Below are 24,156 nucleotides of genomic sequence, written 5' to 3' on the forward strand. Positions count from 1 at the left end.
GTCGGACTGTGCGCCTTGCTTCCGGCCCAAATCGGCGCAAACGCGATCCACTCACCAAACGTCAACAGCCCCTAGCGGCGCTAAGCAGGCGGCGCAAAGCGCTTGCCCGCGCGGGCCGATTCCCCTACAATCCGCGTCGTTCTGGGGGAGTAGCCTCGGCGCGGCCTCGCGCCGGCAATGGTCAACATACTTGGCGGCAGCCATGGCCATTGCGACGACCTTCCGTTTGGCAAGACCCATGACATGCTTGCGCGCAGCGGGGCCGCCGCGCAGGTTTGTCATGCCGTATGCGCGGCCCTTGGAGCATTCATGCAAGCCTTCCTGATTTCCACCGGCGTGGTGGCTCTGGCCGAGATCGGCGACAAAACCCAGCTGCTGGCCCTGCTGCTGGCCTCCCGCTTTAAAAAACCCGGCCCCATCATACTCGGCATCTTCGTCGCCACCCTGGTCAATCATTTTGCCGCCGCCGCGGTCGGCCACTGGCTGATGGCCAAGGTTGGCCCGGACATCATGCGCTGGGGCCTAGGCGTCTCCTTTATCGCCATGGCCGCCTGGATGCTGATTCCTGACAAGCTGGACGACAATAATCTGCTGCGCGAGCGCTTCGGCGTTTTCGGTACCACCGTCATCGCCTTTTTCCTGGCGGAGATGGGCGACAAGACGCAAATCGCCACGGTCGCGCTGTCCGCGCGCTTCCCGGAACAGCTTTACATGGTCGTGATGGGCACCACGCTGGGCATGATGATCGCCAATGTGCCGGCGGTGCTGCTGGGAGAGGTGGCGGCGAAGAAGGTCCCGCAGAAGCTGATGCACACCATCGCCGCCGCGCTATTCGTCGGCCTGGGCATCGTGACGCTGCTGACGCCGCTGTCGCTGTAAGGCATCAAAAAAGCGAGGGAGGCCGCAGCCTCCCTCGCCCCATCGATTCAACCCTGCGACAATAGGACGTTTGGATCAAAGCCTATCCGCAGCGCGCCCCAATGCCGCCCGCTCAGTTCCAGCGGCAAATCCACTTCAGACAATACTTCGCCGGTATCGCGGCTATAGGTTTGCAACAGGAACGGTTGCACATTGCGGGCGGCGCGCAAGCCGGCCGGATCGTTGAAAAGGCGCTTGTCGCGGCTTTCCGCCAAATCCTTCTGCGCATCGCCGCTGGGCGGCCGGCTATACCAGCTGTTATGCGTCGGGGCGTAGCCATTGCCGTCCACCGCCAGGCAAAACTTGCCGCCCGGTATCAGCTCCACCACGCGGTCTATCACCGGCTGCAGCTGCTTGGCCAGGCGGTCGTCGTAACTGGTGTGATACTTGGCCGGTTGAGTCCCGGCAATGGGCTGATAGCGTCGATCGAACAAATCCAGCCCGCGCTGCGACTCGGCCTGCAGCAATTGCGCCACCTGATCGCGCGCCGCGCGCGCGCGGCTCAGCGCCTGATCGAACGCGCCCTCGCCTATCACAAACTTCGATACCAGCCCCTGCACCTGCTCGGCGGCCTCGGTCAACTCGCCGGCGGCGCGCTCCGTTTCGCCCAGCCGCTCATTCACCAGCAGCCCCAACTGGTGCATCTCGGCCACATGCCGGTTGACCATCTGGTTGCCGTCCATGAACTCATGCATGGTGGCGGCGATCTGGCTCAGACTGGAGGAAGTGGACTCGAAGTCGCCCATCATTTTGCTGAAATGCTCGGACGCGCGTGAAATCACCTCGCGCGCCTGATGGGTGTCCTCGGTGATCGCCGCGGTTTCCTGCTGCGTGTTCGCCACCAGGCCCAGCATGCCGTCGATATTGTGCGAAATTTCGTCCGTGGCCGTTTTCACGCGTTCCGCCAGTTTGCGCACCTCGTCGGCCACCACGGCAAAACCGCGCCCGCTCTCGCCGGCGCGCGCCGCCTCGATCGCCGCGTTCAAGGCCAGCAGATTGGTCTGCTCGGAGATGTCCTTGATCAGATCGACGATGGCCTTGATGCTGGACGAGCGCTGGCTCAGGTCTTCCACCGTGTGGTTGAAATGCCCCACCTTGCGGCTGATGTCGTGAATGCTGTCCGTCACCGAGCGCAGTTCCTCGTAGGAATCGCGGGCGACGCGCAGGTTTTCCGCAGTCGTCGCGGAAATCGCCTCGGTCTGCGCCGTAACCTGCTCCACGCCGCGGGTGGACTGGTCGCTGGACTGTCGCACCTGCTTGGCCAATTCGTCCTGTTGACGCGCGCTAGTTACCGATTCCGTCACATTGCGCCGCGTCACGGCGGAATCCATGGCGATGCGCACCGTCATCCGCCGCACATTGCTGATGATCTCGCGCATTTTCAGCAGAAAGCGGTTGTACGACAGCGACAACTCGCGGATTTCGTCGTAGGTGACGGTGGGGATCTCGCGCGACAGATCGCCGGCGCCGGCGCCGATTTCATTGAAGATCTGGATGATCATCTTCAATGGGCGCACGATCAGGTAGCGCAGATACCAGACCATGAAGGCGATGAACAGGAAGCTCAGCACCCACAATCCCAGCATCCAATGCAAGGCGCTATCGACCGTGGCATCCACCCGCGCCAGCACCTGCGCGGAGACGCCGGCATCGCGTACCGTCGCCCGGATATCGCTCAGCGCGTAATAGCAATATCCCGCCATCAGCAACTGAAACAGGCTGATGAAGAAAAAGCTGCCGAGTTTCCTGCTCAAGCTATGCCAGAAGGTCTTTTCCGAAAACGTATACAGCCGCCAAAACCACTCCATTTGCTCTCCTCCCGAACAATCTGAACCGTTTTATTTTTATCGGTCGTTATTTTTTCTGAAACCCGCCACGCTGACCATTCCCTCAGGCCTTCAAGGTTTGATCCAAATCAAATCCCCGTCGTTTCCATACCATCCAGCATTCCCGGCCAGAGAAAACCGGCAAGCCATCTGGCAGCGGCAAAGCCTGCTCCAGCGTAAACCAAGGATCCAGCAACGCTTGCAGAGCATTCTCCGCCATGCCGAACGGCGGCCCCCTTTCGCCGTCGCCCAGGAAAAACACGCCGGCCAATAATCCTCCAGGCTTGACCAGCGCCGCCACTCTTTCCGCATATTGCCCGCGCATTTCCCTTGGCAAGGCGCACAAAAAAGCCCGCTCGAACACGCAGTCGAAAGCGGGCAATTCCAGCTGGAAAAAGTCGCCCAGCAGCAGTCTATCCGCCGCGGCGGGCCATTGCTTGCGGGCCAGCGCGATGGCCGACTCGCTGAAATCCACGGCCAGCACCTGGTGACCCTGCGCCAGCAGCGGCGGCATGTCTCCCGCGCTGCCGCACCCTGGCAACAATACCGTAGACGGCGGCAGACTGGCGAAGAAGCGCCGCGCCGTCTCCGGCAGGCTCGCCCCTTCCCAGGGCGTCACGCCCTCGCGATAACGCTGCTCCCAGAACTCCACTCGAGAACTGTCTGCCATGGTTATTTCCTGTTCATGCCCGCCTCAGCCAGGCCGCCGCCTGTTGCGGCGTCAGATCATCCGCGCGCAGCACCTCGGCCGCGCCATCGCGGCCCAGCCTATGCAGAGCGCCCCGCTCGTCCAGCCGGTAGCGGCTGCCATCCGGCAGGCGGCCCCACTCGACGCCATCCAGGCTGTCCAGCTCCAGCAAGGCGCCGCATGCCGCAGCCAGCTGCAGCAAACGCTGACGCTGCGGCAGGCGCAGCCAGACCGCTTCGCGCTCATCGTCGCCCATGAAACACCACTGGCTGATTTCGCCAAACGTGCGCGCGCAGCCGCGGCACACGTTGTCGCCCAAGGCGGTGGAACACAGAGCAATGCAAGGAGAATCAGGACGGTTGCGACTCATCAAGACGATATCCAAATACAAAACAATGACTTGAAACAGTTACTTTATCGCAGACGATAAACCAAACTGGTTTCGATCGAGTATATCAGCAGAATTAAACGGACACGCATATTGGATGCGTAGAGAAGGGAGAAAGACGGAAAATAAAAAACCCGGCTATACCGGGTTAGATTTACCACTGTTTTTAAACAGGTTTTATTTGGTCGGGGTGAGAAGATTCGAACTTCCGACCCTCTGCACCCCATGCAGATGCGCTACCAGGCTGCGCCACACCCCGACTCAAGAGAAACGTAGTCTAACTGATTTATTATTTTTTGCCAATACCCGAATCCAGCCATTCCAGGATGGATTCCAGCTCGGCGCGCACTTCCTGAGCGGTAATCGGACGCTCGCCCTCACCTCCCATTCCCAGGCGCTGGCGAGCGCCCTGAATGGTGAAGCCGTCATCGTAAAGCAGCGCGCGTATTCTGCGCACCAGCAACACTTCATGGTGCTGGTAATAGCGGCGATTGCCGCGCCGTTTTACCTGGCGAAGCTGGGAAAATTCCTGCTCCCAATATCGCAGCACATGCGGCTTGACGCCGGTCAGCTCGCCGACTTCGCTGATGGTGAAGTATCGCTTCGATGGAATCGACGGCAGATCAGCCTTGCTTGTTAGCATGGTATTGCTCAACCATTCCCTTGAGTTTCTGGCTTGCGTGGAACGTTACCACACGGCGCGCGGTAATGGGAATCTCTTCCCCGGTTTTGGGATTGCGACCCGGACGCTGCGGTTTGTCGCGCAGCTGGAAATTGCCGAAACCAGACAATTTCACCGAATCCCCGGACTCCAGCGCCAGCCGGATCTCTTCAAAAAACGACTCGACCATGTCCTTGGCTTCGCGTTTGTTCAGACCTACCTGGTCAAACAGCAAATCGGCCAGTTCAGCCTTCGTCAAAGTCATGACATTCCCCTCAAACATCTGAACCAATCGGCGGGCACGCGGCCCGCCCAATTCTCAATCAAACGCGCAACTGCGCACCCAGCTCCAGCGCCGCCTGCAACAAAGCCTGCATCGCCGGCTCGACGTCTTCGTCGGTCAGGGTGCGGCTATTGTCCTGCATCAGCACGCTAAAGGCCAGACTCTTCTTGCCTTCCGCGACGCCTTTGCCACGGTAAACGTCAAACAATGCGACTTCCGTCACGATGTCGGCCCGCTTCGCCTCGAAGGCCGCCAGCAACGCCGCCGCGCTGACTTGCTCATCGACCAGCAGCGCCAGGTCGCGGCGGACCGGCTGGAACTTGCTGACCGGCTGCGCCTTGATGCGGCTGCGCGCGGTGACGATGGCCAGATCCAGCTCGAACAGCACCGGCGCGCTAGGCAGATCATAAGCCTGCACCCACTGCGGGTGCAGTTCGCCGATCACGCCTACCGCCTTGCCGTCCACCCGCACCTCGGCGCAACGGCCGGGGTGGAAGGCGGGATGGCTAGCCTTGCGATACTCGGCCGCCACCGGGTGCAGCAGCGCCTCCACATCGGCCTTCACGTCGAAGAAATCGACGCGCTCGGCCTTGGCGCCCCACTGCTCGGGCAGGCGCGGCCCCCAGGCCAGGCCTGCCACTTTTTCCGGCTGTTCAAAACCCTGCTCCGCGCGCAGGAACACGCGCGCCGCCTCGAACACGCGCACGCGCGGCTGCTTGCGGTTGATGTTGCCCACCAGCACGTCCACCAGGCCGCCGATCAGCGTCGAGCGCATCACGCTCATCTGGCTGGCGATGGGGTTCTGCAGGCGGATGGCCTTGTCGTTGCCGGCGAAATCGCGCTCCCAACGCTCGTCGACAAAAGCGTAGCTGACCACTTCCTGATAATCGCGCGCGGCCAACAGATGGCGCAGCTGGTCCACCGGGCGCAGTTCTTCCGGCTGCCGCAGCATGCGCATCGAAGAACGCGGCGCGTCATCCGGAATCTGGTTGTAGCCGTAAACGCGGGCCACTTCCTCGATCAGGTCTTCCTCGATTTCGATATCGAAGCGGAACGACGGCGCCTGAACAGTGAACACCTCATCCGCCAGGCTGAATTCCAGGCCCAAACGGCCCAGAATCTCGGCAATCTCTTGCGCGGACAGCGCCACGCCCAGCACCTTGGCCACCCGCGCCACGCGCAGCTGGACGGCTTGGCGCTGCGGCAGCTCGGCCACTTCTTCCACCACCGGACCAGCTGCGCCGCCGCAGATGTCCAGCACCAGGCGGGTGGCGCGTTCGATCGCCTCGCGCTGCAGCTGGAAATCCACGCCGCGCTCGTAACGGAAGGACGAGTCGGAACCAAAGCCCAGTTCGCGGGCGCGGCCGGCGATGGCCTTGGGCGCGAAGAAAGCGGATTCCAGGAAAATATCGGCGCTGGCGGTGGTCACGCCGCTCAGTTCGCCGCCCATGATGCCGCCCAGCGCCAACACCTTGGCGTCGTCGGCGATCACCAGGTGCTTGTCCTGCAGCGCGACCGTCTTTTCGTTCAGACACAGCAGGCTTTCGCCGGCGCGCGCCTGGCGCACGGTGATGCCGCCTTCTATCTTCGCCAGATCGAAGGCGTGCATAGGCTGCCCTTGCTCCAGCAGCACGTAATTGGTGATGTCGACGATGGCCGAAATCGAACGCACGCCGGAACGCTCCAGGCGCTGGCGCATCCAGGCCGGCGTCGCGGCGGCGGCGTTGACGCCCTTGACCACGCGGCCCAGGTAACGGCCGCAGGCTTCACGCGCCTCTATCTTCACCGGACGGGTGTCGTCAATGCTCGGGGCCACCGGCTCGATGGCGACCGGCGCAAGCGCAGCGCCGGTCAGCGCCGCCACTTCGCGGGCGACGCCGCGGATCGACAGGCCGTCGGCGCGGTTAGGCGTGATTTTCAGCGTGAACAGCTGGTCGTCCAGGCCCAGGTAGTCGCGGATGCTCTGGCCCACCGGCGCGTCGGCCGGCAGCAGCATCAGGCCATCGACGTCTTCCGGCACGCCCAGCTCCTTGCCGGAACACAGCATGCCATTGGATTCCACGCCGCGCATCTTGGTCGGCTTGATCTTGAAGTCGCCCGGCAGGATGGCGCCCGGCAAGGCGCACGGCACGCGCACGCCGACGGCGACATTGGGCGCGCCGCAGACGATCTGCACCAGCTCGCCCGTGCCCACGTCAACTTTGGTGACGCGCAGGCGGTCGGCGTTTTCATGCTTGACGCATTCTTTGACCTCGCCAATCACCACGCCGGAAAACGCCGGCGCGGCGGCGACGGTTTCTTCGACTTCCAAGCCCGCCATGGTCAGCAGCTCGGACAGTTGTTCAGTGTTCAGCGCCGGATTGACCCAGCTTCTCAGCCATTGTTCGGAAAATTGCATAGTCGGCTCCGTGCGCGATCAGTTGAATTGCTTCAGGAAATTGAGATCGTTCTCGAAGAACAGGCGCAGGTCGTTTACGCCATAGCGCAGCATGGCGAAACGGTCCAGGCCGATGCCGAAGGCGAAGCCGGTGTATTTTTCCGGATCGATGTTGACGTTGCGCAACACGTTCGGGTGCACCATGCCGCAGCCGCCCACCTCCAGCCAGCCGCGCTCGCCCAGCACGTCGATTTCGGCCGACGGCTCGGTGAACGGGAAGAAGGACGGGCGGAAGCGCACTTGCAGGTCGTCGCGCTCGAAGAAACGGCGCAGGAAGTCGGTCACCACGGCCTTCAGGTCGGCGAAGGACACGCCCTCTTCCACCCATAGGCCCTCCATTTGATGGAACATCGGCGAATGGGTGGCGTCGGAATCCACGCGATACACGCGGCCCGGCGCGACGATCTTGATCGGCGGCTCGTTGTTCATCATGAAGCGCGCCTGGATCGGGCTGGTATGCGTGCGCAGCACGTCGCCGTTCTCCACGTAGAACGTGTCCTGCATGGCGCGCGCCGGATGGTTTTCCGGCACGTTCAGCGCCTGGAAATTGTAGAAATCGGTTTCGATTTCCGGGCCGTCGGCCACCTCGAAACCCATGGTGCGGAACAGGCCGCTGATGCGCTCCAGCGTCAGCGCCACCGGGTGCAGGCCGCCGCCTACCGCGCCGCGGCCCGGCAGGGTGACGTCCAGCGCCTCGGCGGCCAGCTGGGCTTCCAGCTTGGCCGCGTTGAGCTGGTCGCGCTTGTCGTTGTGCGCGGCCTCGAATGCCTGTTTGGCCTGGTTGATGGTGGCGCCGGCCGCCTTGCGCTCTTCCGGCGCCAGCTTGCCCAGCTGTTTGAGGAGTTCGGTCAGCTCGCCGCTCTTGCCGAGATAGCGCGCTTTGACCTGTTCGAGCTCGATCAGATCGGTCACCGCCGCCACGGCGGCGAGACCGGCTTGGAGAATCGCGTCAACGTTGTTCATCGTGTTCCACACCGCATGCGAATAGAAGGCTGATCACAGCGGGCATGCGGCATACCCGATCTGATCAGCGCTCTGCTGGCAGATGCCGATAGAAAAAAAGGGAGGCATGTGCCTCCCTTCAGATCCGTCTGGGCGATTAAGCAGCGAGGCTTGCTTTCGCCTTTTCGACGATCTGCGCAAAAGCCGGCTTGTCGAACACGGCCAGGTCGGCCAGGACCTTGCGGTCGATTTCGATAGCGGCTTTCTTCAGGCCGTTCATGAACTTGCTGTACGGCAGGCCGTTTTCACGAGCAGCTGCGTTGATACGAGCAATCCACAGTTGACGGAACTGACGCTTTTTCTGACGACGGTCGCGGTAGGCGTATTGACCCGCCTTCATCACCGCCTGTTTGGCGATGCGATAGACGTTCTTCCGACGGCCGCGATAGCCTTTCGCCAGAGCGAGGATTTTCTTGTGACGAGCACGTGCGGTTACACCGCGTTTTACGCGTGGCATATTTCAGATCTCCTTAAGCGTAGGGCATCATGGCGCGAACAGAGGCCATATTGGTTGCATCCACCATGGTGGTGCCACGCAGTTGGCGCTTGTTCTTGGTGGTCTTCTTGGTCAGGATGTGACGCTTGAAGGCGTAAGAGCGCTTGATACCACCGCTGCCCAACACTTTGAGACGCTTTTTCGCGCTCGACTTGGTCTTCATTTTCGGCATGGAAATGCTCCTGCTGAATTTGTTTGGATTAGACACAGGGTGGCCCCCAGGCTTAACTGGTTGCGCTTGAAACCGCTGCGTCACGCTTTTAAGGACGTTGCCGACCTACAAAATCAACACGGCAGAGCGCACTCTGCCGTGTCGGAACGACGATTATACCGATTATTTCTTCTTCGGCGCAATCATCATTACCATCTGACGGCCTTCGAGGCGCGGAAACTGTTCCACCGTGCCCACTTCCGCCAGATCGGCTTCCACGCGCTTGAGCAGCGCGAGGCCGATATCCTGGTGTGCCATCTCACGACCGCGGAAGCGCAGAGTGACCTTGGCCTTGTCGCCTTCAGTCAGGAAACGGACCAGGTTGCGCAACTTGACGTTGTAGTCGCCATCGTCGGTGCCCGGACGGAACTTGATTTCCTTGATCTGAACCTGCTTCTGCTTCTGCTTGGCTTCGTGACGCTTCTTGGACATTTCGTACTTGTACTTACCGTAGTCCATCAGCTTGCACACCGGCGGCTGAGCAGTCGGCGAGATCTCTACCAGATCCACGTCGTTCTCTTCGGCCAGAGCCATTGCTTCACGCAGACTGACGATGCCAATCTGCTCACCTTCCTTACCAACCAGACGGATCTCGCGGGCGGTAATTTCGCCGTTGATCCGTGCTTCGCGTTCCTGAGCTATAGCCAAATCTCCTAATGAGTAATAAGTGCGCCGCCGCTGAATCAGGCCTCAGGCATCTCAGCCTTGAGGCGCGCGATAAACGCATCCAGCGTGAGCTGACCCAGGTCTTCGCCCCGGGCGCGCACGGCAACCAGTCCGTCTGCCTTTTCCTTGTCGCCGACAATGATCTGATACGGCAACTTTTGCAGACTATGTTCGCGGATTTTATAGCCGATCTTCTCGTTTCTCAAGTCGAGCTCGACACGGAATCCTTGCTTCTCAAGCGCTTGAGCAATTCCGGACGCATAATCCGCTTGCGCTTCGGTGATATTCATCACCACCATCTGCACCGGCGCCAGCCAGAGAGGGAAGGCGCCAGCATGGTTTTCGATCAGAATACCTAGGAAGCGTTCCAGCGAACCCAACGCCGCGCGGTGCAGCATGACCGGACGCTTGCGACTGTTGTCATCCGCCACATATTCGGCGTCCAGACGCTCCGGCAGCATGAAGTCCAGCTGCAGGGTACCACATTGCCAGGAGCGACCGAGCGCATCCTTGATGTGATACTCGATTTTCGGGCCATAGAAGGCGCCCTCGCCCGGCAGCTCTTCCCACTCGACGCCGCAAGCGCGCAGCGCCTCGCGCATGCCTTCCTCGGCCTTGTCCCAGGTGGATTCTTCGCCGATGCGTTTTTCCGGACGCAGCGCCAGCTTGATCGCCACCTTGTCGAAACCGAAGCGGTCGTACACTTCCATCACCAGGCGGTGGAAATCCTTGGCCTCCTGGTTGATCTGGTCTTCCGTACAGAAGATGTGGCCATCATCCTGCACGAAACCGCGCACGCGCATGATGCCGTGCAGCGCGCCGGACGGCTCGTTGCGATGGCAGGAACCGAATTCGGCATAGCGCAGCGGCAGATCGCGATACGAGCGCAGGCCGCTATTGAAGATCTGCACGTGGCCCGGGCAGTTCATCGGCTTGACGGCGTAGTCGCGCTTTTCCGACTCGGTGATGAACATGTTCTCGCGGTAGTTCGCGGCGTGGCCGGAACGCTCCCACAGGTGCGCGTCCATCATCATCGGCGTGCGCACTTCCTTGTAGCCTTCGCGATTCAGTTTGGCGCGCATGTATTGCTCGACGTTCTGCCACAGTTGCCAGCCCTTGGGATGCCAGAACACCATGCCAGGCGCCTCGTCCTGCAGATGGAACAGATCCAGCTGCACGCCCAGCTTGCGGTGGTCGCGCTTTTCCGCCTCTTCCAGCATGTACAGGTAGGCTTCCAGGTCTTCCTTCTTCGCCCAGGCCGTGCCGTAAACGCGCTGCAGCATCTCATTCTTGCTGTCGCCGCGCCAGTAGGCGCCAGCCACCTTCATCAGCTTGAACACCTTCAGCTTGCCGGTAGACGGCACGTGCGGGCCGCGGCACAGATCGGTGAATTCGCCTTCGCGGTACAGCGACAGCACTTCGCCCTGCGGGATCGATTCGATGATCTCGGCCTTGTAGGCTTCGCCTATGCTCTTGAAGTAGGCGATGGCCTCGTCGCGCGGCAGTTCGTAACGCTCGACCGGGATATCCTTCTTCGCCAGCTCGGCCATCTTCTTCTCGATGGCCGCCAGATCTTCCGGCGTGAACGGGCGCTTGTAGGCGAAATCATAGTAGAAGCCGTTCTCGATCTCCGGCCCGATGGTCACCTGCGCCTCCGGGAACAGCTCCTTGACGGCGTAAGCCAGCAAGTGGGCGGTGGAGTGACGAATGATGGACAAGCCGTCCGCGTCCTTGTCGGTGACGATGGCCAGATCGGCGTTGCCGTCGATCAGGTAGCTGGTATCCACCAGCTTGCCATCGACGCGACCCGCCAGCGCGGCGCGCGCCAGGCCGGTGCCGATGGATGCGGCCACTTCATGAACCGTTACCGGTTTGTCGAAAGAACGGACCGAGCCGTCCGGCAAGCGAATGTCTGGCATGTCAACTCCAACGAGGGCGAGAGGTTTTTGTGATCGAGTCTAAAGCAAAAGGATAAAAAAAAAGTGCGGCCTGAGCCGCACTTCTTTTTCGCATGGTACAACCCGCAAGGCTCAGCTTTCGTGAGTATGTCGGGTTGTGGTAGTTCGTAAGGATTTCACTTAACCACTCCATGCATTGAATTTGGTAGGCACGATCGGATTCGAACCAACGACCCCCACCATGTCAAGGTGGTGCTCTAACCAACTGAGCTACGTGCCTGTCGTCGAGGTGTGCATAGTAAAAGAAGCCCCCCGTCTTGGCAAGCACTTTTTTGCATCTCCGGCGCAAGGCCCGCGCTTGCTGTATACTAGCGGACTGATTTTGCTAAACAAACCCTGAAGCGATACTTCGAATAATGTTGAAGTTTACCGTACACAAGACCTCCGGCGGCGCGCGGCGCGGCACGCTGGAGCTGAACCACGGCACCGTGGAGACCCCGGTTTTCCAGCCCGTGGGCACCTATGGCTCGGTCAAGGCGATGAGCCCGGTGGAGCTGAACGACATCGGCGCCCAGATCATCCTCGGCAACACTTTCCACCTGTGGCTGCGCCCGGGCCTGGAGATCGTCGAGCAGTTCGGCGGCCTGCACGAGTTCATCGGCTGGGACAAACCCATTCTCACCGACTCCGGCGGCTTCCAGGTATTCAGCCTGTCCGACATGCGCAAGCTGACCGAGGAAGGCTGCACCTTCCAAAGCCCGATCAACGGCGACAAGCTGTTCCTCAGCCCGGAAATCTCGATGAAGATCCAGACCGTGCTGAACTCGGACATCGTGATGCAGCTGGACGAGTGCACGCCGGGCCAGGTGGACCACGCCACCGCGCAGAAGTCGCTGCAGATGAGCCTGCGCTGGGCCGAGCGTTCGCGCCGCGCCTTCAACGATCTGAACAACCCGAACGCGCTGTTCGGCATCGTGCAGGGCAATCTGTACACCGACCTGCGCCAGGAGTCCCTGGAAGGCTTGATGCAGATCGGCTTCGACGGCATCGCCATCGGCGGCCTGTCGGTGGGCGAGCCCAAGCCCGAGATGTACCGCATGCTGACCGAGCTGAAGGACATGCTGCCGGCGGACAAGCCGCACTACCTGATGGGCGTGGGCACGCCGGAAGATCTGGTGCACGGCGTGGCCAATGGCGTGGACATGTTCGACTGCGTGATGCCGACGCGCAACGCGCGCAACGGCTGGATTTTCACCCAGTGGGGCGACGTCAAGATCAAGAACGCTCGCTACAAGGACGACAAGAAGCCGCTGGACGAAGAATGCGGCTGCTACGCCTGCCGCAACTTCAGCCGCGCCTACCTGCACCATCTGCACCGGGTGGGCGAAATCCTGGGCGCGCGCCTCAACACCATTCACAACCTGTATTACTACCAGGAACTGATGCGCCAGATGCGCCAGGCGATCGAGGAAGACCGCTTCGAGGACTTCCGCCTGGAGTTCGCAGCCAAGCGCGCGCGCGGCGTCAACTAAGCGGGCCGGGCGGGGAACTGCGGCGCATTGCCGCCGGTCCCATGCCCTTGCCGCGCTCCATGGTTGGAAAACACATGGAGCATGGCTACAATGCCCTGTTTGAATGCAAGTCATAACACGAATTTAGGAGTTTCCCTGATGTCCTTCATTACTCCCGCCTTCGCCGCTGGCGGCGCCGCGCCCTCCGGCTTCGATCTGATGGGCTTCCTGCCCATGATCGTCATCTTCGTGCTGTTCTGGTTCCTGATGGTGCGCCCGCAGCAGAAGCGCATGAAGGAAACCCAGAAGATGCTGTCCGAGTTGCAAAAAGGCGACGAAGTCGTCACCCAGGGCGGCATCATCGGCCGCATCACCAAGACCAGCGAGCAATACCTGACGCTGGAAATCGCGGACAAGGTGGAAATCAACGTACAGCGCGGCGCCGTCAGCGCCAAGCTGGAAAAAGGCACGCTGAAGACCCTGTAAGCCACTCATGGCCGCCCCGGAAACCTCCGCAGGCGGCCTTGCTCATTTTCCATCCCAGAACTAGAACATGAACCGCTACCCTCTCTGGAAATACCTCGTCATCGTGGTGGCGCTGATCCTCTCGGCGATCTACACGCTGCCCAACTTCTACGGCGAGACCCCCGCGGTGCAGGTCTCCAGCACGCGCCAATCCATCCCGGTGGACACTGCCCTGATGGCGCGGGTGGAAGACGCGCTGAAATCCCAGAACATCAATCCTGACGGCGTATTCCTCGACACCAACGGTCTGAAGGTTCGCTTCAAGGACACCGACACCCAGCTGAAGGCGCGCGACGCCATCCAGCACGCGCTGGGCGACAACTACATCATCGCGCTGAACCTGCTGCCGGCCTCCCCGGCCTGGCTGTCCGCGCTGCACGCCAACCCGATGTTCCTGGGTCTGGACCTGCGCGGCGGCGTGCACTTCCTCTTGGAAGTGGACATGCAGGCGGCCATCGACAAGGCGATGCAGCGCTATACCGGCGACCTGAAGCGCGAGCTGAAGAACAAGCAGGTTCGCTACGGCGACATCAAGCGCAACGGCAATACGCTGGAAGTGCAGCTGCGTGACGGCGACACGCTGAAATCGGCGCAGGACGTCGCCTATCGCGCGCTGCCGACGCTGGCCATCCGCGCCGACGACAGCGGCAACAAACTGCTGCTGTCGCTGAAGCCGGAAGAGATCACCAAGATCCAGAGCGATGCCGTCAAACAGAACATCACCACGCTGCATAACCGCGTCAACGAACTGGGCACCACCGAACCCATCATCCAGCAGAACGGCCCGAACCGCATCGTGGTGCAGCTGCCAGGCATTCAGGACACGGCCCGCGCCAAGGACATCATCGGCCGCACCGCCACCCTGGAAGTCCACATGGTGGAAGACGACCAAGGCAAGGTATCGGAAGCGCTGGCCGGCAACGTGCCGGCAGGCTACGAGCTCTTGGACGAAGTCACCTCGCGCGGCCAGAGCAAGATCCTGCTGAAGAACGACGTGGAGCTGACCGGCGACAATATCAACGACGCCCAACCGAGCTTCGACCAGTTCGGCGCGCCTGCCGTCAGCATCAATCTGGACAGCGCCGGCGCCGCCATCTTCCGCCAGCTGACTGCCGAGAACGTCGGCAAGCGCATGGCCATGGTGCTGGTGGAAAAAGGCCGCAAGGAAGTGGTCACCGCGCCGGTGATCCGTACCGAGATCGGCGGCGGCCGCGTGGAAATCTCCGGCAGCATGAACGCCGCCGAAGCCAACGACACCGCCCTGCTGCTGCGCGCCGGCTCCCTGGCCGCCCCGATGAACATCATCGAGGAACGCACCATCGGCCCGAGCCTGGGCAAGGAAAACATCGAGAAAGGCTTCCACGCCACACTGTGGGGCTTTGCCGCCATCGTCACCTTCATGGTGCTGTACTACGGCCTGTTCGGCGTGTTCTCCGGCCTGTCGCTGGCGATGAACGTGTTTTTCCTGATCGCCATCCTGTCCATGCTGCAGGCTACGCTGACGCTGCCGGGCATCGCCGCCATCGCGCTGGCGCTGGGCATGGCGATTGACGCCAACGTGCTGATCAACGAGCGCATCCGCGAGGAACTGCGCAACGGCGTGCCGCCGCACTCTGCCATCCAGGCCGGCTACAGCCACGCCTGGCACACCATCCTCGACTCCAACGTCACCACGCTGATCGCCGGCCTGGCGCTGATGATCTTCGGCACGGGTCCGGTGCGCGGCTTCGCCATCGTCCACTGCCTGGGCATCCTGACCTCAATGTTCTCCGCCGTCGTGGTATCGCGCGGCCTGGTGAACCTGTGGTACGGCCGTCGTCGCAAACTGACCACGCTGGCTATCGGCCAGGTGTGGAAACCGGAAAACAAGGGCTAATCATGGAGCTTTTCCGCATCAAACGGGACATCCCGTTCATGAGCTACGGCAGGCTCACCACGGCGATCTCGCTGGTGACCTTCATTCTCGCCGTGTTCTTCCTGGCCACCCGCGGCCTGAACTTCAGCGTGGAGTTCACCGGCGGCACCGTGCTGGAAGTGCAGTACCAGCAAGCGGCCGAACTGGACAAGATCCGCGACAAGGTCGACACCCTGAAACTCGGCGAAGCCACGGTGCAGAACCTGGGCAGCAGCCGCGACGTGATGATCCGCCTGCCGAACAAGCCGGGCACCAGTTCGGCCCAGTTGTCGGACAAGGTGATGGGCGTATTGAAGGCTGACGATGCCGGCGTGCAGCTGCGCAAGGTCGACTTCGTCGGCCCCAGCGTCGGCGCCGAGCTGGTCTCCAGCGGCCTGACCGCCGTCATCCTGGTGTGCGCCGGCATCATGCTGTACCTGGCCCTGCGCTTCGAATGGCGCTTCGCCGTGGCTGCCATCATCGCCAACATGCACGACGTGGTGATCATCCTGGGCTGCTTCGCCTTCTTCCGCTGGGAGTTCTCGCTGACGGTGCTGGCGGGCATCCTGGCGGTGCTGGGCTACTCTGTGAACGAATCGGTGGTGGTGTTCGACCGGATCCGCGAAAACTTCCGCAAGCCGGGCACCCGCAACTTGCCGGTGGCTTCGATCATCGACAACGCCATCACCTCGACGATGAGCCGGACCATCATCACCCACTTCTCCACGGAAATGATGGTGGTGTCGATGCTGGTATTCGGCGGCCCGGCGCTGCACGGCTTCGCCATGGCGCTGACCATCGGCATCATGTTCGGCATCTACTCGTCGGTGCTGGTGGCCAGCCCGATCGCCCTGTGGCTGGGCGTGACGCGCGAGCACATGATCAAGCCGGTGAAACAAAAAGAGGAAGCGGTGGTCTGATCTCCGCAACCTGAACGACTGGCCGGCTTGTCCGGCCAGTTTCGCGTTTACCCTCCCAGTTCGAAACGGAAATCATGGAAGCCATCACGTTTTTGATCGACTTCATCCTGCATATCGATGCCCACCTGACCCAGCTGGTGGCGGCCTATGGCCCATGGATCTACGCCATCCTGTTTTTGATCGTATTCTGCGAAACCGGCCTGGTGGTCACCCCTTTCCTGCCCGGCGATTCGCTGCTGTTCGTCGCCGGCGCCCTGGCGGCGATGGGCCAGATGAACCCGCACCTTCTGGTGCTGCTGCTGATCGTCGCCGCCATCCTGGGCGATGCCACCAACTACGCCATCGGCCGCAATGTCGGCATGAGATTGTTCGGCATGTTCCCGCGCCTGCTGAAGCAGAGCTACCTCGACAAGACCCACGCCTTCTACGAGCGCCATGGCGGCAAGACCATCATCTTCGCCCGCTTCGTGCCCATCGTGCGCACCTTCGCGCCGTTTGTCGCCGGCATCGGCAAGATGCACTACCCGCAATTCTTGAAGTACAACGTGGTGGGCGCCATCGCCTGGGTGGTCGGCTTCACTTACGCCGGCTACTTCTTCGGCAACCTGCCCTTCGTGCGCAAGAACCTGGAGCTGCTGATCTTCGGCATCATCTTCGTCTCCTTCCTGCCGGGCATCATTGAAATCGTCCGTCACAAGCGGGCATCGCTCAAAGCTTGATTTATTTGCCACAAAATCCACAAAAAACACGAAAATAAATCCAAAGCCAGCCAGTTGTCCTTGGCTGGCTTTGTCATCAGCCAATGCCATACGCCCTGGCAGCCTATTTTCGTGTTGTTTCGTGCCTTTCGTGGCCTACCGGTTTGCAAAAAAATGAAACGCATCCAACGCCTGCCCGACCACCTCGTCAACCAGATCGCCGCCGGCGAAGTGGTGGAACGCCCCGCCTCCGCGCTGAAGGAAATGCTGGAAAACAGCCTGGACGCCGGGGCGAGCAAGGTCAGCGTCGATCTGGCCCAGGGCGGCATCAAGCTGATCCGGGTGACGGACAACGGCAGCGGCATCGCCGCCGACGACCTGCCGCTGGCGCTGGACCGCCACGCCACCAGCAAGATCGCCTCGTTGGACGACCTGGAGTCGGTGGCGACGCTGGGCTTCCGCGGCGAGGGTCTGGCCAGCGTGGCGTCGGTATCGCGGCTGACCCTGGTGAGCCGCCCGCACGACGCGGATCACGCCCACCAGATCATCGCGATAGACGGCACCCTGCACCCGGTGGAGCCGGCCGCCCATCCGCACGGCACCAGCGTGGAAGTGGTGGACCTGTATTTCAACACGCCGGCGCGGCGCAAATTCCTGAAAAGCGAGAACACCGAATACGCGCATTGCGAGGCGACATTCGAACGCATCGCCCTGGCGCATCCGGAGGTGGAGTTCCTGCTGCGCCACAACGGCAAGGTGATCTGGCGGCTGCCCGCGCAAAGCGCCGAAGACCGCGTGGCCGCGCTGTTGGGCAAGGACTTCGTCGCCGCCGCCATTCCCCTGCAAAGCCAGGCCGGCCCGCTGGCGCTGACGGGCTTCGTCGCCTCGCCCACTTATTCCAAGGCCAGCCGCGACGCCCAATACTTCTACGTCAACGGCCGCTTCGTTCGCGACAAGACGGCCCAGCACGCGCTGCGCCAGGCTTACCGCGACGTGCTGCACCACGACCGCCACCCGGCCTACGCGCTGTTCTTCCAGCTTGAGCCGTCCGGCGTTGACGTCAACGTGCACCCGACTAAGATCGAGGTGCGCTTCCGCGAAAGCCAGGCGGTGCATCAGTTCCTGTTTCACAGCGTGCACAAGGCGCTGGCCGGCACCACCGCCGGCGCCGCGCCGACGGTGCAAGTGGACAACTCGACGTCCGATGCCGCGCCGGCCTTGTCTCAAGGCGAATCGGCCTCGTTGTTCGGCAACAGCTCGCCCGCGCCCGCTGCGCGCCCGGCCTCATCCAGCGCGACGGCGGCGCAGCCCTTCCGCTATCAGCAACAGGCCATCCCGCTGAACGTGGCGCGCGAGGCGGTAGGCGTCTACGACAAGCTGTTCGGCGGCCTGCGCGAAGAAGAAAGGGCGCTGTCCCGCCCCGAGCCGGCGATGCCCGCCCCTGCCGCCCCGTTGCCGCATCCGGCCGTGCTGGCCATGCCGGCCCACGACGAAGACGGCATCCCGCCGTTGGGCTTCGCCCTGGCCCAGTTGCACGGCGTCTACATCCTCAGCCAATGCGCCGAAGGCCTGATCCTGGTGGACATGCATGCCGCGCACGAGCGTATCGTCTACGAACGGCTGAAAACGGCGCTGGAGACCGACGCCATTCCGCTGCAGCCCTTGCTGCTGCCGGTTTCGTTTGCCGCCGACCGCATGGAAGTGGCCACCGCGCACGAGCATGGGGGGGAAATGAAAAAGCTGGGCGTAGAGCTGGCGCCGCTGTCGCCGACCCAGATCGCCGTGCGCGGCGTGCCGGTGTGGCTGAAAGACGGCGACCCGGTAGAGCTGGCGCGCGCGGTGCTGAAAGACGTGCGCGAGTTCGGCCTGTCCCAAGTGCTGACCGAGCGCCGCAACGAATTGCTCGCCACCATGGCCTGCCACGGCGCGGTGCGCGCCAATCGCCAGCTGACGCTGCCGGAAATGAACGCGCTGCTGCGCGACATGGAGGCCACGGAGCGCTCCGGCCAATGCAACCACGGCCGCCCCACCTGGACCCGGCTGACCATGCGCGACCTGGACAAGCTGTTCATGCGCGGGCAGTGAGCAAGGAGCGCAGCCCTTAGCGACAGCGCTGGCGCTCCCGGTCATCCGCATGCTGATGCCGCCACCATGGAGCGGAAACCCGGCTGCCGGGCATTCCGCCGCAACGCCAGGCGGAAGCGAATCAATTACAAATAATCCCGCATCCGATAGTAAGCCACCCCCAACACCAGCGCCGGCGTGCGCAGCAGCTTGCCGCCGGGGAAGGGCCGGTGGCGGATCTTGCTGAACAGATCCAGCCGCGACGAGGTGCCGGCGATGGCCTCCGCCACCACCTTGCCGGCCAGGCCGGTGATGTTGACGCCATGGCCGGAAAAGCCTTGCAGGTAGTAGACATTGCCCGACAGACGGCCGAAGTCCGGCGCGCGGTTGACGGTGATGTCGCAGAAGCCGCCCCAGGCATAGTCGATGCGCGCGTCGGCCAACTGCGGGAACACGCGCAGCATGTCGGCGCGCATGGCCCCGGCCAGGTCGCGCGGCTCGCGGCCGGAGTAGCTGACCTTGCCGCCGAACAGCAGCCGGTGGTCGGCGGATAAGCGGTAGTAATCCAGCACGAAATTGGTGTCGCACACCGCCATATTGTCGGCGATCAGCGCGCGGGCGCGCGCTTCGCCCAGCGGCTCGGTGGCGATGACATAGGTGCCGGCCGGCATGATGCGCCGCTCCAGCTCTGGAACCAGCGCGCCGATGTAGGCGTTGCAGGCCAACACCACCTGGCTGCAGGACACCACGCCATGCTCGGTATGGACCTTGGGCGCCGCGGCCTGCTCCAGGCGGGTGGCGGGCGACTGCTCGTAGATGTCCACGCCGGCCTCCCGCGCCGCCTGGGCCAGGCCCAGCGTGTAATTCAGCGGATGCAGGTGGCCGGAGCGCGGATCGAACAGTCCGCCCTGGTAACGCTCGCTGGCCAGCTTGCCGCGCAGCGTGGCGCGGTCCCACAACTGCTGACCGCCGTAGCCATAGCGCTGCTCGGCCTCGCGCTGCCAGTCTTCCAGATCTTGCATATGGCGCGGCTTGACCGCCACGCTGACGTAGCCGCGTTGCCAGTCGCAGCGGATGCCATGCTTGCGCACCCGCTCGTCGATGATGTCCACTGCCTCCGCCGACATATCCCACAGCGCCTTGGCCGCCTCATCGCCCAACTGGGCGCGGATGCCGGCTATGTCGCTGGCGAAACCGGCGATCACCTGGCCGCCGTTGCGGCCGGAGGCACCGAAGCCCATTTGCGAGCCTTCCAGCAGGATCACCGAAAAACCCTTCTCGCGCAGATTCAATGCCGCGGACAAGCCGGCCAGCCCGCCCCCCACCACGCACACGTCGCAACGCGCCTCGCCGCGCAAGGGAGGCTGCGGGTCCCAGGCATGGGCGGTGGCGGCGTAGTACGACGGCGGATGCGGTTGATGGGCGAAACGCAGCATGGAATGTCCTCGGCGGGCAAAGCGGAAAGGCAGCCCCGGCGACGCCGGGGCCGTGGACGGTCACATCATCAATACGACGGGGGTGTCGCCGCGCCAGCTGACATACACCGGCTCGTCCCAGGTGGGGGCGGTTTCATTCGCGTCGAACCAACGCGACGACGGCACCACCGATTTGACGATCTTGCCGCTGGCCAGTTTCACGTGGTAGATCGAATAGCTGCCGAGATAGGCGATATCCTGCACTTTTCCGGCCGCGCGGTTGGGGCCTGGCGGCAGCGGCTGCTTGTCCAGCCGCACATCCTCCGGCCGCACGCTGGTCCAGACATGCATGCCCTTGGGGCCGGTGATGCCATGCTCGATGCGGATCATGCCGCCCAGTTCCTGCGAGTTGATCTCCACCAGGTCCGGCTCATCCACCACCACCGAACCCTCGAACATATTGGTTTCGCCGATGAATTCGGCAGTGAAGCGACAGTTCGGATATTCGTAGATCTCGGTCGGCGTGCCCACCTGCAGCAGCTTGCCCTCGCTCATGATGCCGATGCGGCTGGCCATGGTCATCGCCTCTTCCTGATCGTGCGTCACCATGATGCAGGTCACGCCCACCGCCTCGATGGTGTTGACCAGCTCCAGCTGGGTCTGCTGCCGCAGCTTCTTGTCCAGCGCGCCCAAGGGCTCGTCCAGCAGCAGCAGCTTGGGCCGTTTCACCAGGCTGCGCGCCAAAGCCACGCGCTGCTGCTGGCCGCCGGACAATTGGTGCGGCTTGCGGCCGGCGAACTTACGCATCTGCACCAGATCCAGCATTTTCGCCACCCGCTCGGCGATTTCGTCCTTGGCCACGCCATCCTGCTTCAGGCCAAAGGCGACATTCTGCTCCACGGTCATGTGCGGAAACAGCGCGTAGTTCTGGAACATCATATTGACCGGCCGCTCGTACGGCTGCAGCCCTTGCATGTCCTGGCCATCGAGGATGATGCGGCCTGAGGTCGGCGTTTCCATACCGGCCAGCATCCGCAGCAGCGTGGACTTGCCGCAACCGGAACTGCCGAGCAGGGCGAAGATTTCGTTCTTGCGGATGTCCAGGTCGATATGGTCCACCGCCAGGTGATCGCCAAACTTCTTGACCACCCCCGATATCCGCAGGTAGGCCGCCTCTTCGACGACGGCGGCGCTGGCCGCGCCGCGGGCGGGAATGGCTGCTGCTTGTTTAGTAGCCGCGATGGCTTCCGACATGATCTGACTCCCTCCGACTCGACGCCTCGCGGCGCCACTGCTGTTGAGCGCATGCTGCGATGAAACGGGAGCGCCTGCCGGCCTCCCTCGGACTTGAAGCAGGTTAACGCGGGCAAGCTATGGCAGAAAGCGTCGGGCCGACGGCTCGCCCACACCGGCTTCGCGCTGCATGAAAAGATTAAACGAAGAATAGCCCGAGCGGGAAGATGCGGTCAGCCGCGCCGGCGGCATGACGATAAAGGCAGCCATGATGTCTCCTCTTGTCTTGGCCGGCGTCTGATGCGCCAGCTTTGGCACAGCCTATGCCATGTTTAATAAATTTGACAAGTACGAGATGAAATCCTGAGCCAGCACGATCCACGGCTTGTCGCATGCAAGCCGCAGACCATTCAAGAACAGAGGAACAAGCCAGCCAAACAGACGGTTAGCGAATGGCAGAGAGATCGGCTTGGCAATCACATGCCGCAGCCGGCTTGGCTGGCTGCCGGCGCTCGACGAACAGGCTGTTGCCCGGCATCTTCTTGGCCTGCTTCTTGGCATCCGCCGTCACCGCGCCGATTTCATGATGGCTGACATACTGGCCAGCCCGCACCTTCACCACGCCCAGCGACAAGGTGGTCAGCGGTAGAAACATGGTCTCGCCGCTGCGGACCGCCACCTCGAAACCGCCGGCGGCGCGATGCGCCTCGGAGAAGTGCTGCGTGGCCTGCTGGCCAAACTCGCGCAGCATCAGCCGCAGCCGCGCCTCCCAGTCCTCCGACTGCATCAGCACCACAAAGTCGTCGCCGCCGACATGGCCGACGAAGTCGCGTTCCGGATCGGCATGCTCCAGCAACAGATGCGCCACCAGTTCGATCAGGTTGTCGCCGGCGGCATAGCCGTATAAATCGTTAAACGGCTTGAAGTGGTCCAGGTCGGCATAGGCCACCACAAACGGCGACTGCATGCCCAGCAGGCGGTCTATCGCTTCATTGATCGGCACATTGCCGGGCAGCCCGGTCAGCGGATTGGCGTAGCGCGCCGCCGACAGCTGCAGCTCGGTGATCTTGCGCATCAGCGCAAAACCGGTGCCCATGCCCAGATAGCGGCCGTGTTCCGTGATGATGAAACCATCCACCAGATAGCGTTGCTCCGCCGCCACCACCAGGCTGGACAGCTCTTGAATATTGATGTCGGCGTTCACCACCAAGGGCTGCTTGTCCATCATCAGATGGCACGGCTTCTTGCCGTACAGCTCGCGATTGAACGGTTTGGCGAAGCTTTCGAGCAAATGATGGCGGCGCAGCAGCCCTACCGGCACGCCATCCTCCACCACCGGGATGGCAAAGCAGTCCGGATGATCGGCAAAACGGCGGTATGCCGCTTCATTGGCCACTCTGGACTCCATCGGCGCCACGTCCATCAGCAGATCGCGCGCCAGCGGCTGGTTGCGCAGCCCCAGGCGGCGGCTGCCGGCCCACGGCAGCATATCGTTCTGCAAGGGCAGCTCCAGCACCGGATGCGCCTGCGGCCGCGCCAGCAGATAGCCCTGGCCGTAGCGCACGCCCAGCCGGCACAAGGTGCGCAGCTCGGCCGGCGACTCTATGCCTTCCGCCACCAGCAGCGCGCCGGATTGGCGGGAAATATCCACCATCGAGCGAACGAATTGCTCTTTCAACGGGTCCAGATGGATATTCTGTACAAAATGTTTGTCCAGCTTGACGAAATCCGGGCGCAGCTCGGACCACAGCCGCAGATTGGAAAAGCCCTCGCCCAGATCGTCCAGCGCGATGCGCAGTCCGCCCTGGCGACAGCGGTCCGTGACTTCACGCAGAGCCAGATAGCCGCCATTGGGGCGGGTTTCCGTCAACTCCAGAATCACCCGCTTGCTGTCCAGGCCGATCTGGCTGAAGAATGAAAAGATGGCAGCGGGGCGCTGGCCTTGCACCAGCAGCGTCTCCGGGCTGGTATTCACGAACAGCAAGCCAGGCAGGGACAGCTCGGCAAAGCGTTCCGCGCAGGTGCGCAAGCAGGCCTGATCCAGCGCCAGCAACATCTGGCAGCGCTCGGCCGCCTCGAACAGCATCATCGGCGAATGCAACATGCTGTCAGACGGCCCGCGGATCAGCCCCTCGTAACCCAGGATGGCCCCGGTTTCCAGATCCACGATAGGCTGGAATACCGGCTGCAGCTTGCGCTGGCCGATGATTTCTTCCAGTTCGTGACACCAGCCAGCCAATCCATCCCGCACGGTTGGCTCGACGCAAGTTTGCATGATCTTTAAAGACAGTCCGATTGCGTTAAACAACGTTAATCTAAAACAATTAAATGTCATCCCGATTACATACGCCGTTTGCATTCCATCCCTGTTCAGCGCGTCCTGAGCGGTTCTAGAATGAAAACACAAACCTAATCCACAGGA

The 24,156-nt window shown here is 62.3% G+C and carries 22 protein-coding genes, 2 tRNA genes and 1 riboswitch; of the genes, 7 read left to right on the forward strand and 17 right to left on the reverse strand.

What is annotated here, in order from left to right; all coding sequences use genetic code 11:
• The first annotated feature begins 131 nt into the window (after window positions 1-131).
• Window positions 132-280: riboswitch (yybP-ykoY riboswitch) on the forward strand.
• Between the two features lie 29 nt (window positions 281-309).
• A complete protein-coding gene (locus QUG01_RS17635; RefSeq protein ID WP_500831229.1) occupies window positions 310-879 on the forward strand; it encodes a TMEM165/GDT1 family protein in 570 nt (189 codons plus the stop codon).
• A 47-nt stretch (window positions 880-926) separates the two neighbouring features.
• On the opposite strand, the gene QUG01_RS17640 is transcribed toward QUG01_RS17635, so the two are convergent.
• The 13 genes from QUG01_RS17640 to QUG01_RS17700 form a co-directional block, all read right to left on the reverse strand.
• Window positions 927-2,726 (reverse strand): methyl-accepting chemotaxis protein, encoded by a 1,800-nt coding sequence (locus QUG01_RS17640; protein WP_500831230.1) that lies wholly within the window; start codon window positions 2,724-2,726, stop codon window positions 927-929.
• An 82-nt stretch (window positions 2,727-2,808) separates the two neighbouring features.
• Window positions 2,809-3,414, reverse strand: coding sequence for a methyltransferase domain-containing protein (locus tag QUG01_RS17645; RefSeq protein ID WP_500831231.1), 606 nt, complete (start codon window positions 3,412-3,414; stop codon window positions 2,809-2,811).
• A 13-nt stretch (window positions 3,415-3,427) separates the two neighbouring features.
• Window positions 3,428-3,802, reverse strand: coding sequence for a DUF1289 domain-containing protein (locus tag QUG01_RS17650; protein WP_500831232.1), 375 nt, complete (start codon window positions 3,800-3,802; stop codon window positions 3,428-3,430).
• A gap of 200 nt (window positions 3,803-4,002) precedes the next feature.
• Window positions 4,003-4,079 (reverse strand) — tRNA-Pro (locus QUG01_RS17655).
• Between the two features lie 30 nt (window positions 4,080-4,109).
• Complete coding sequence (locus QUG01_RS17660; protein WP_043626594.1) at window positions 4,110-4,463, reverse strand: MerR family transcriptional regulator; 354 nt, start codon at window positions 4,461-4,463, stop codon at window positions 4,110-4,112.
• Window positions 4,444-4,746 (reverse strand): integration host factor subunit alpha, encoded by a 303-nt coding sequence (locus QUG01_RS17665; protein WP_011134908.1) that lies wholly within the window; start codon window positions 4,744-4,746, stop codon window positions 4,444-4,446. The genes QUG01_RS17660 and QUG01_RS17665 overlap by 20 nt, the downstream gene beginning before the upstream one ends.
• Window positions 4,747-4,804: 58 nt before the next feature.
• A complete protein-coding gene (gene pheT / locus QUG01_RS17670) occupies window positions 4,805-7,162 on the reverse strand; it encodes a phenylalanine--tRNA ligase subunit beta (RefSeq protein ID WP_500831233.1) in 2,358 nt (785 codons plus the stop codon).
• Window positions 7,163-7,180: 18 nt separating this feature from the next.
• A complete protein-coding gene (pheS, locus tag QUG01_RS17675; RefSeq protein WP_199153915.1) occupies window positions 7,181-8,164 on the reverse strand; it encodes a phenylalanine--tRNA ligase subunit alpha in 984 nt (327 codons plus the stop codon).
• Between the two features lie 136 nt (window positions 8,165-8,300).
• Window positions 8,301-8,660: a 50S ribosomal protein L20 gene (gene rplT / locus QUG01_RS17680; RefSeq protein ID WP_011134905.1), complete on the reverse strand. Its 360-nt coding sequence runs from the start codon at window positions 8,658-8,660 to the stop codon at window positions 8,301-8,303.
• Window positions 8,661-8,673: 13 nt separating this feature from the next.
• Window positions 8,674-8,871, reverse strand: coding sequence for a 50S ribosomal protein L35 (rpmI, locus tag QUG01_RS17685; protein WP_043626585.1), 198 nt, complete (start codon window positions 8,869-8,871; stop codon window positions 8,674-8,676).
• Window positions 8,872-9,033: 162 nt separating this feature from the next.
• Complete coding sequence (gene infC / locus QUG01_RS17690) at window positions 9,034-9,558, reverse strand: translation initiation factor IF-3 (protein WP_083340992.1); 525 nt, start codon at window positions 9,556-9,558, stop codon at window positions 9,034-9,036.
• Between the two features lie 35 nt (window positions 9,559-9,593).
• Entirely contained in the window at window positions 9,594-11,495 is a 1,902-nt protein-coding gene (gene thrS / locus QUG01_RS17695) for a threonine--tRNA ligase (protein WP_500831234.1), read from the reverse strand.
• Between the two features lie 182 nt (window positions 11,496-11,677).
• Window positions 11,678-11,754: transfer RNA gene (locus QUG01_RS17700), tRNA-Val, on the reverse strand.
• Window positions 11,755-11,890: 136 nt separating this feature from the next.
• On the opposite strand from QUG01_RS17700, the gene tgt reads away from it, so the two are divergent.
• From tgt to mutL, 6 genes are all read left to right on the forward strand, one after another.
• Window positions 11,891-13,006, forward strand: coding sequence for a tRNA guanosine(34) transglycosylase Tgt (tgt, locus tag QUG01_RS17705; protein ID WP_043626579.1), 1,116 nt, complete (start codon window positions 11,891-11,893; stop codon window positions 13,004-13,006).
• Between the two features lie 138 nt (window positions 13,007-13,144).
• Window positions 13,145-13,471, forward strand: coding sequence for a preprotein translocase subunit YajC (yajC, locus tag QUG01_RS17710; protein WP_043626576.1), 327 nt, complete (start codon window positions 13,145-13,147; stop codon window positions 13,469-13,471).
• A gap of 67 nt (window positions 13,472-13,538) precedes the next feature.
• On the forward strand, window positions 13,539-15,386 hold the full coding sequence (gene secD / locus QUG01_RS17715; protein WP_500831235.1) for a protein translocase subunit SecD: 1,848 nt from the start codon (window positions 13,539-13,541) through the stop codon (window positions 15,384-15,386).
• A gap of 2 nt (window positions 15,387-15,388) precedes the next feature.
• Window positions 15,389-16,324, forward strand: coding sequence for a protein translocase subunit SecF (secF, locus tag QUG01_RS17720; protein ID WP_103319849.1), 936 nt, complete (start codon window positions 15,389-15,391; stop codon window positions 16,322-16,324).
• 74 nt (window positions 16,325-16,398) lie between these two features.
• Complete coding sequence (locus tag QUG01_RS17725) at window positions 16,399-17,043, forward strand: DedA family protein (protein ID WP_500831236.1); 645 nt, start codon at window positions 16,399-16,401, stop codon at window positions 17,041-17,043.
• A gap of 153 nt (window positions 17,044-17,196) precedes the next feature.
• A complete protein-coding gene (mutL, locus tag QUG01_RS17730) occupies window positions 17,197-19,107 on the forward strand; it encodes a DNA mismatch repair endonuclease MutL (protein WP_500831237.1) in 1,911 nt (636 codons plus the stop codon).
• A 125-nt stretch (window positions 19,108-19,232) separates the two neighbouring features.
• Here mutL and QUG01_RS17735 read toward each other — a convergent pair whose 3' ends face one another.
• The 4 genes from QUG01_RS17735 to QUG01_RS17750 form a co-directional block, all read right to left on the reverse strand.
• Window positions 19,233-20,522, reverse strand: coding sequence for an NAD(P)/FAD-dependent oxidoreductase (locus QUG01_RS17735; protein ID WP_500831238.1), 1,290 nt, complete (start codon window positions 20,520-20,522; stop codon window positions 19,233-19,235).
• Window positions 20,523-20,582: 60 nt separating this feature from the next.
• Window positions 20,583-21,755 (reverse strand): ABC transporter ATP-binding protein, encoded by a 1,173-nt coding sequence (locus QUG01_RS17740; protein ID WP_500831239.1) that lies wholly within the window; start codon window positions 21,753-21,755, stop codon window positions 20,583-20,585.
• A gap of 117 nt (window positions 21,756-21,872) precedes the next feature.
• Window positions 21,873-22,004, reverse strand: a complete 132-nt coding sequence (locus QUG01_RS17745; protein ID WP_500831240.1) for a hypothetical protein — start codon at window positions 22,002-22,004, stop codon at window positions 21,873-21,875.
• 175 nt (window positions 22,005-22,179) lie between these two features.
• A complete protein-coding gene (locus tag QUG01_RS17750) occupies window positions 22,180-24,009 on the reverse strand; it encodes a GGDEF domain-containing protein (protein WP_500831241.1) in 1,830 nt (609 codons plus the stop codon).
• Window positions 24,010-24,156: the final 147 nt, after the last annotated feature.

This window comes from Chromobacterium sp. CCUG 76385, from assembly GCF_059916625.1.

Bases quoted from the DNA above. Each gene is read 5' to 3' on its own strand.
- QUG01_RS17635 (WP_500831229.1), top strand. From the start codon at position 310: ATGCAAGCCTTCCTGATTTCCACCGGCGTGGTGGCTCTGGCCGAGATC.
- QUG01_RS17640 (WP_500831230.1), bottom strand. From the start codon at position 2,726: ATGGAGTGGTTTTGGCGGCTGTATACGTTTTCGGAAAAGACCTTCTGG.
- QUG01_RS17645 (WP_500831231.1), bottom strand. From the start codon at position 3,414: ATGGCAGACAGTTCTCGAGTGGAGTTCTGGGAGCAGCGTTATCGCGAG.
- QUG01_RS17650 (WP_500831232.1), bottom strand. From the start codon at position 3,802: ATGAGTCGCAACCGTCCTGATTCTCCTTGCATTGCTCTGTGTTCCACC.
- QUG01_RS17660 (WP_043626594.1), bottom strand. From the start codon at position 4,463: ATGCTAACAAGCAAGGCTGATCTGCCGTCGATTCCATCGAAGCGATAC.
- QUG01_RS17665 (WP_011134908.1), bottom strand. From the start codon at position 4,746: ATGACTTTGACGAAGGCTGAACTGGCCGATTTGCTGTTTGACCAGGTA.
- pheT (WP_500831233.1), bottom strand. From the start codon at position 7,162: ATGCAATTTTCCGAACAATGGCTGAGAAGCTGGGTCAATCCGGCGCTG.
- pheS (WP_199153915.1), bottom strand. From the start codon at position 8,164: ATGAACAACGTTGACGCGATTCTCCAAGCCGGTCTCGCCGCCGTGGCG.
- rplT (WP_011134905.1), bottom strand. From the start codon at position 8,660: ATGCCACGCGTAAAACGCGGTGTAACCGCACGTGCTCGTCACAAGAAA.
- rpmI (WP_043626585.1), bottom strand. From the start codon at position 8,871: ATGCCGAAAATGAAGACCAAGTCGAGCGCGAAAAAGCGTCTCAAAGTG.
- thrS (WP_500831234.1), bottom strand. From the start codon at position 11,495: ATGCCAGACATTCGCTTGCCGGACGGCTCGGTCCGTTCTTTCGACAAA.
- tgt (WP_043626579.1), top strand. From the start codon at position 11,891: ATGTTGAAGTTTACCGTACACAAGACCTCCGGCGGCGCGCGGCGCGGC.
- yajC (WP_043626576.1), top strand. From the start codon at position 13,145: ATGTCCTTCATTACTCCCGCCTTCGCCGCTGGCGGCGCCGCGCCCTCC.
- secD (WP_500831235.1), top strand. From the start codon at position 13,539: ATGAACCGCTACCCTCTCTGGAAATACCTCGTCATCGTGGTGGCGCTG.
- secF (WP_103319849.1), top strand. From the start codon at position 15,389: ATGGAGCTTTTCCGCATCAAACGGGACATCCCGTTCATGAGCTACGGC.
- QUG01_RS17725 (WP_500831236.1), top strand. From the start codon at position 16,399: ATGGAAGCCATCACGTTTTTGATCGACTTCATCCTGCATATCGATGCC.
- mutL (WP_500831237.1), top strand. From the start codon at position 17,197: ATGAAACGCATCCAACGCCTGCCCGACCACCTCGTCAACCAGATCGCC.
- QUG01_RS17735 (WP_500831238.1), bottom strand. From the start codon at position 20,522: ATGCTGCGTTTCGCCCATCAACCGCATCCGCCGTCGTACTACGCCGCC.
- QUG01_RS17740 (WP_500831239.1), bottom strand. From the start codon at position 21,755: ATGTCGGAAGCCATCGCGGCTACTAAACAAGCAGCAGCCATTCCCGCC.
- QUG01_RS17745 (WP_500831240.1), bottom strand. From the start codon at position 22,004: ATGGCTGCCTTTATCGTCATGCCGCCGGCGCGGCTGACCGCATCTTCC.
- QUG01_RS17750 (WP_500831241.1), bottom strand. From the start codon at position 24,009: ATGCAAACTTGCGTCGAGCCAACCGTGCGGGATGGATTGGCTGGCTGG.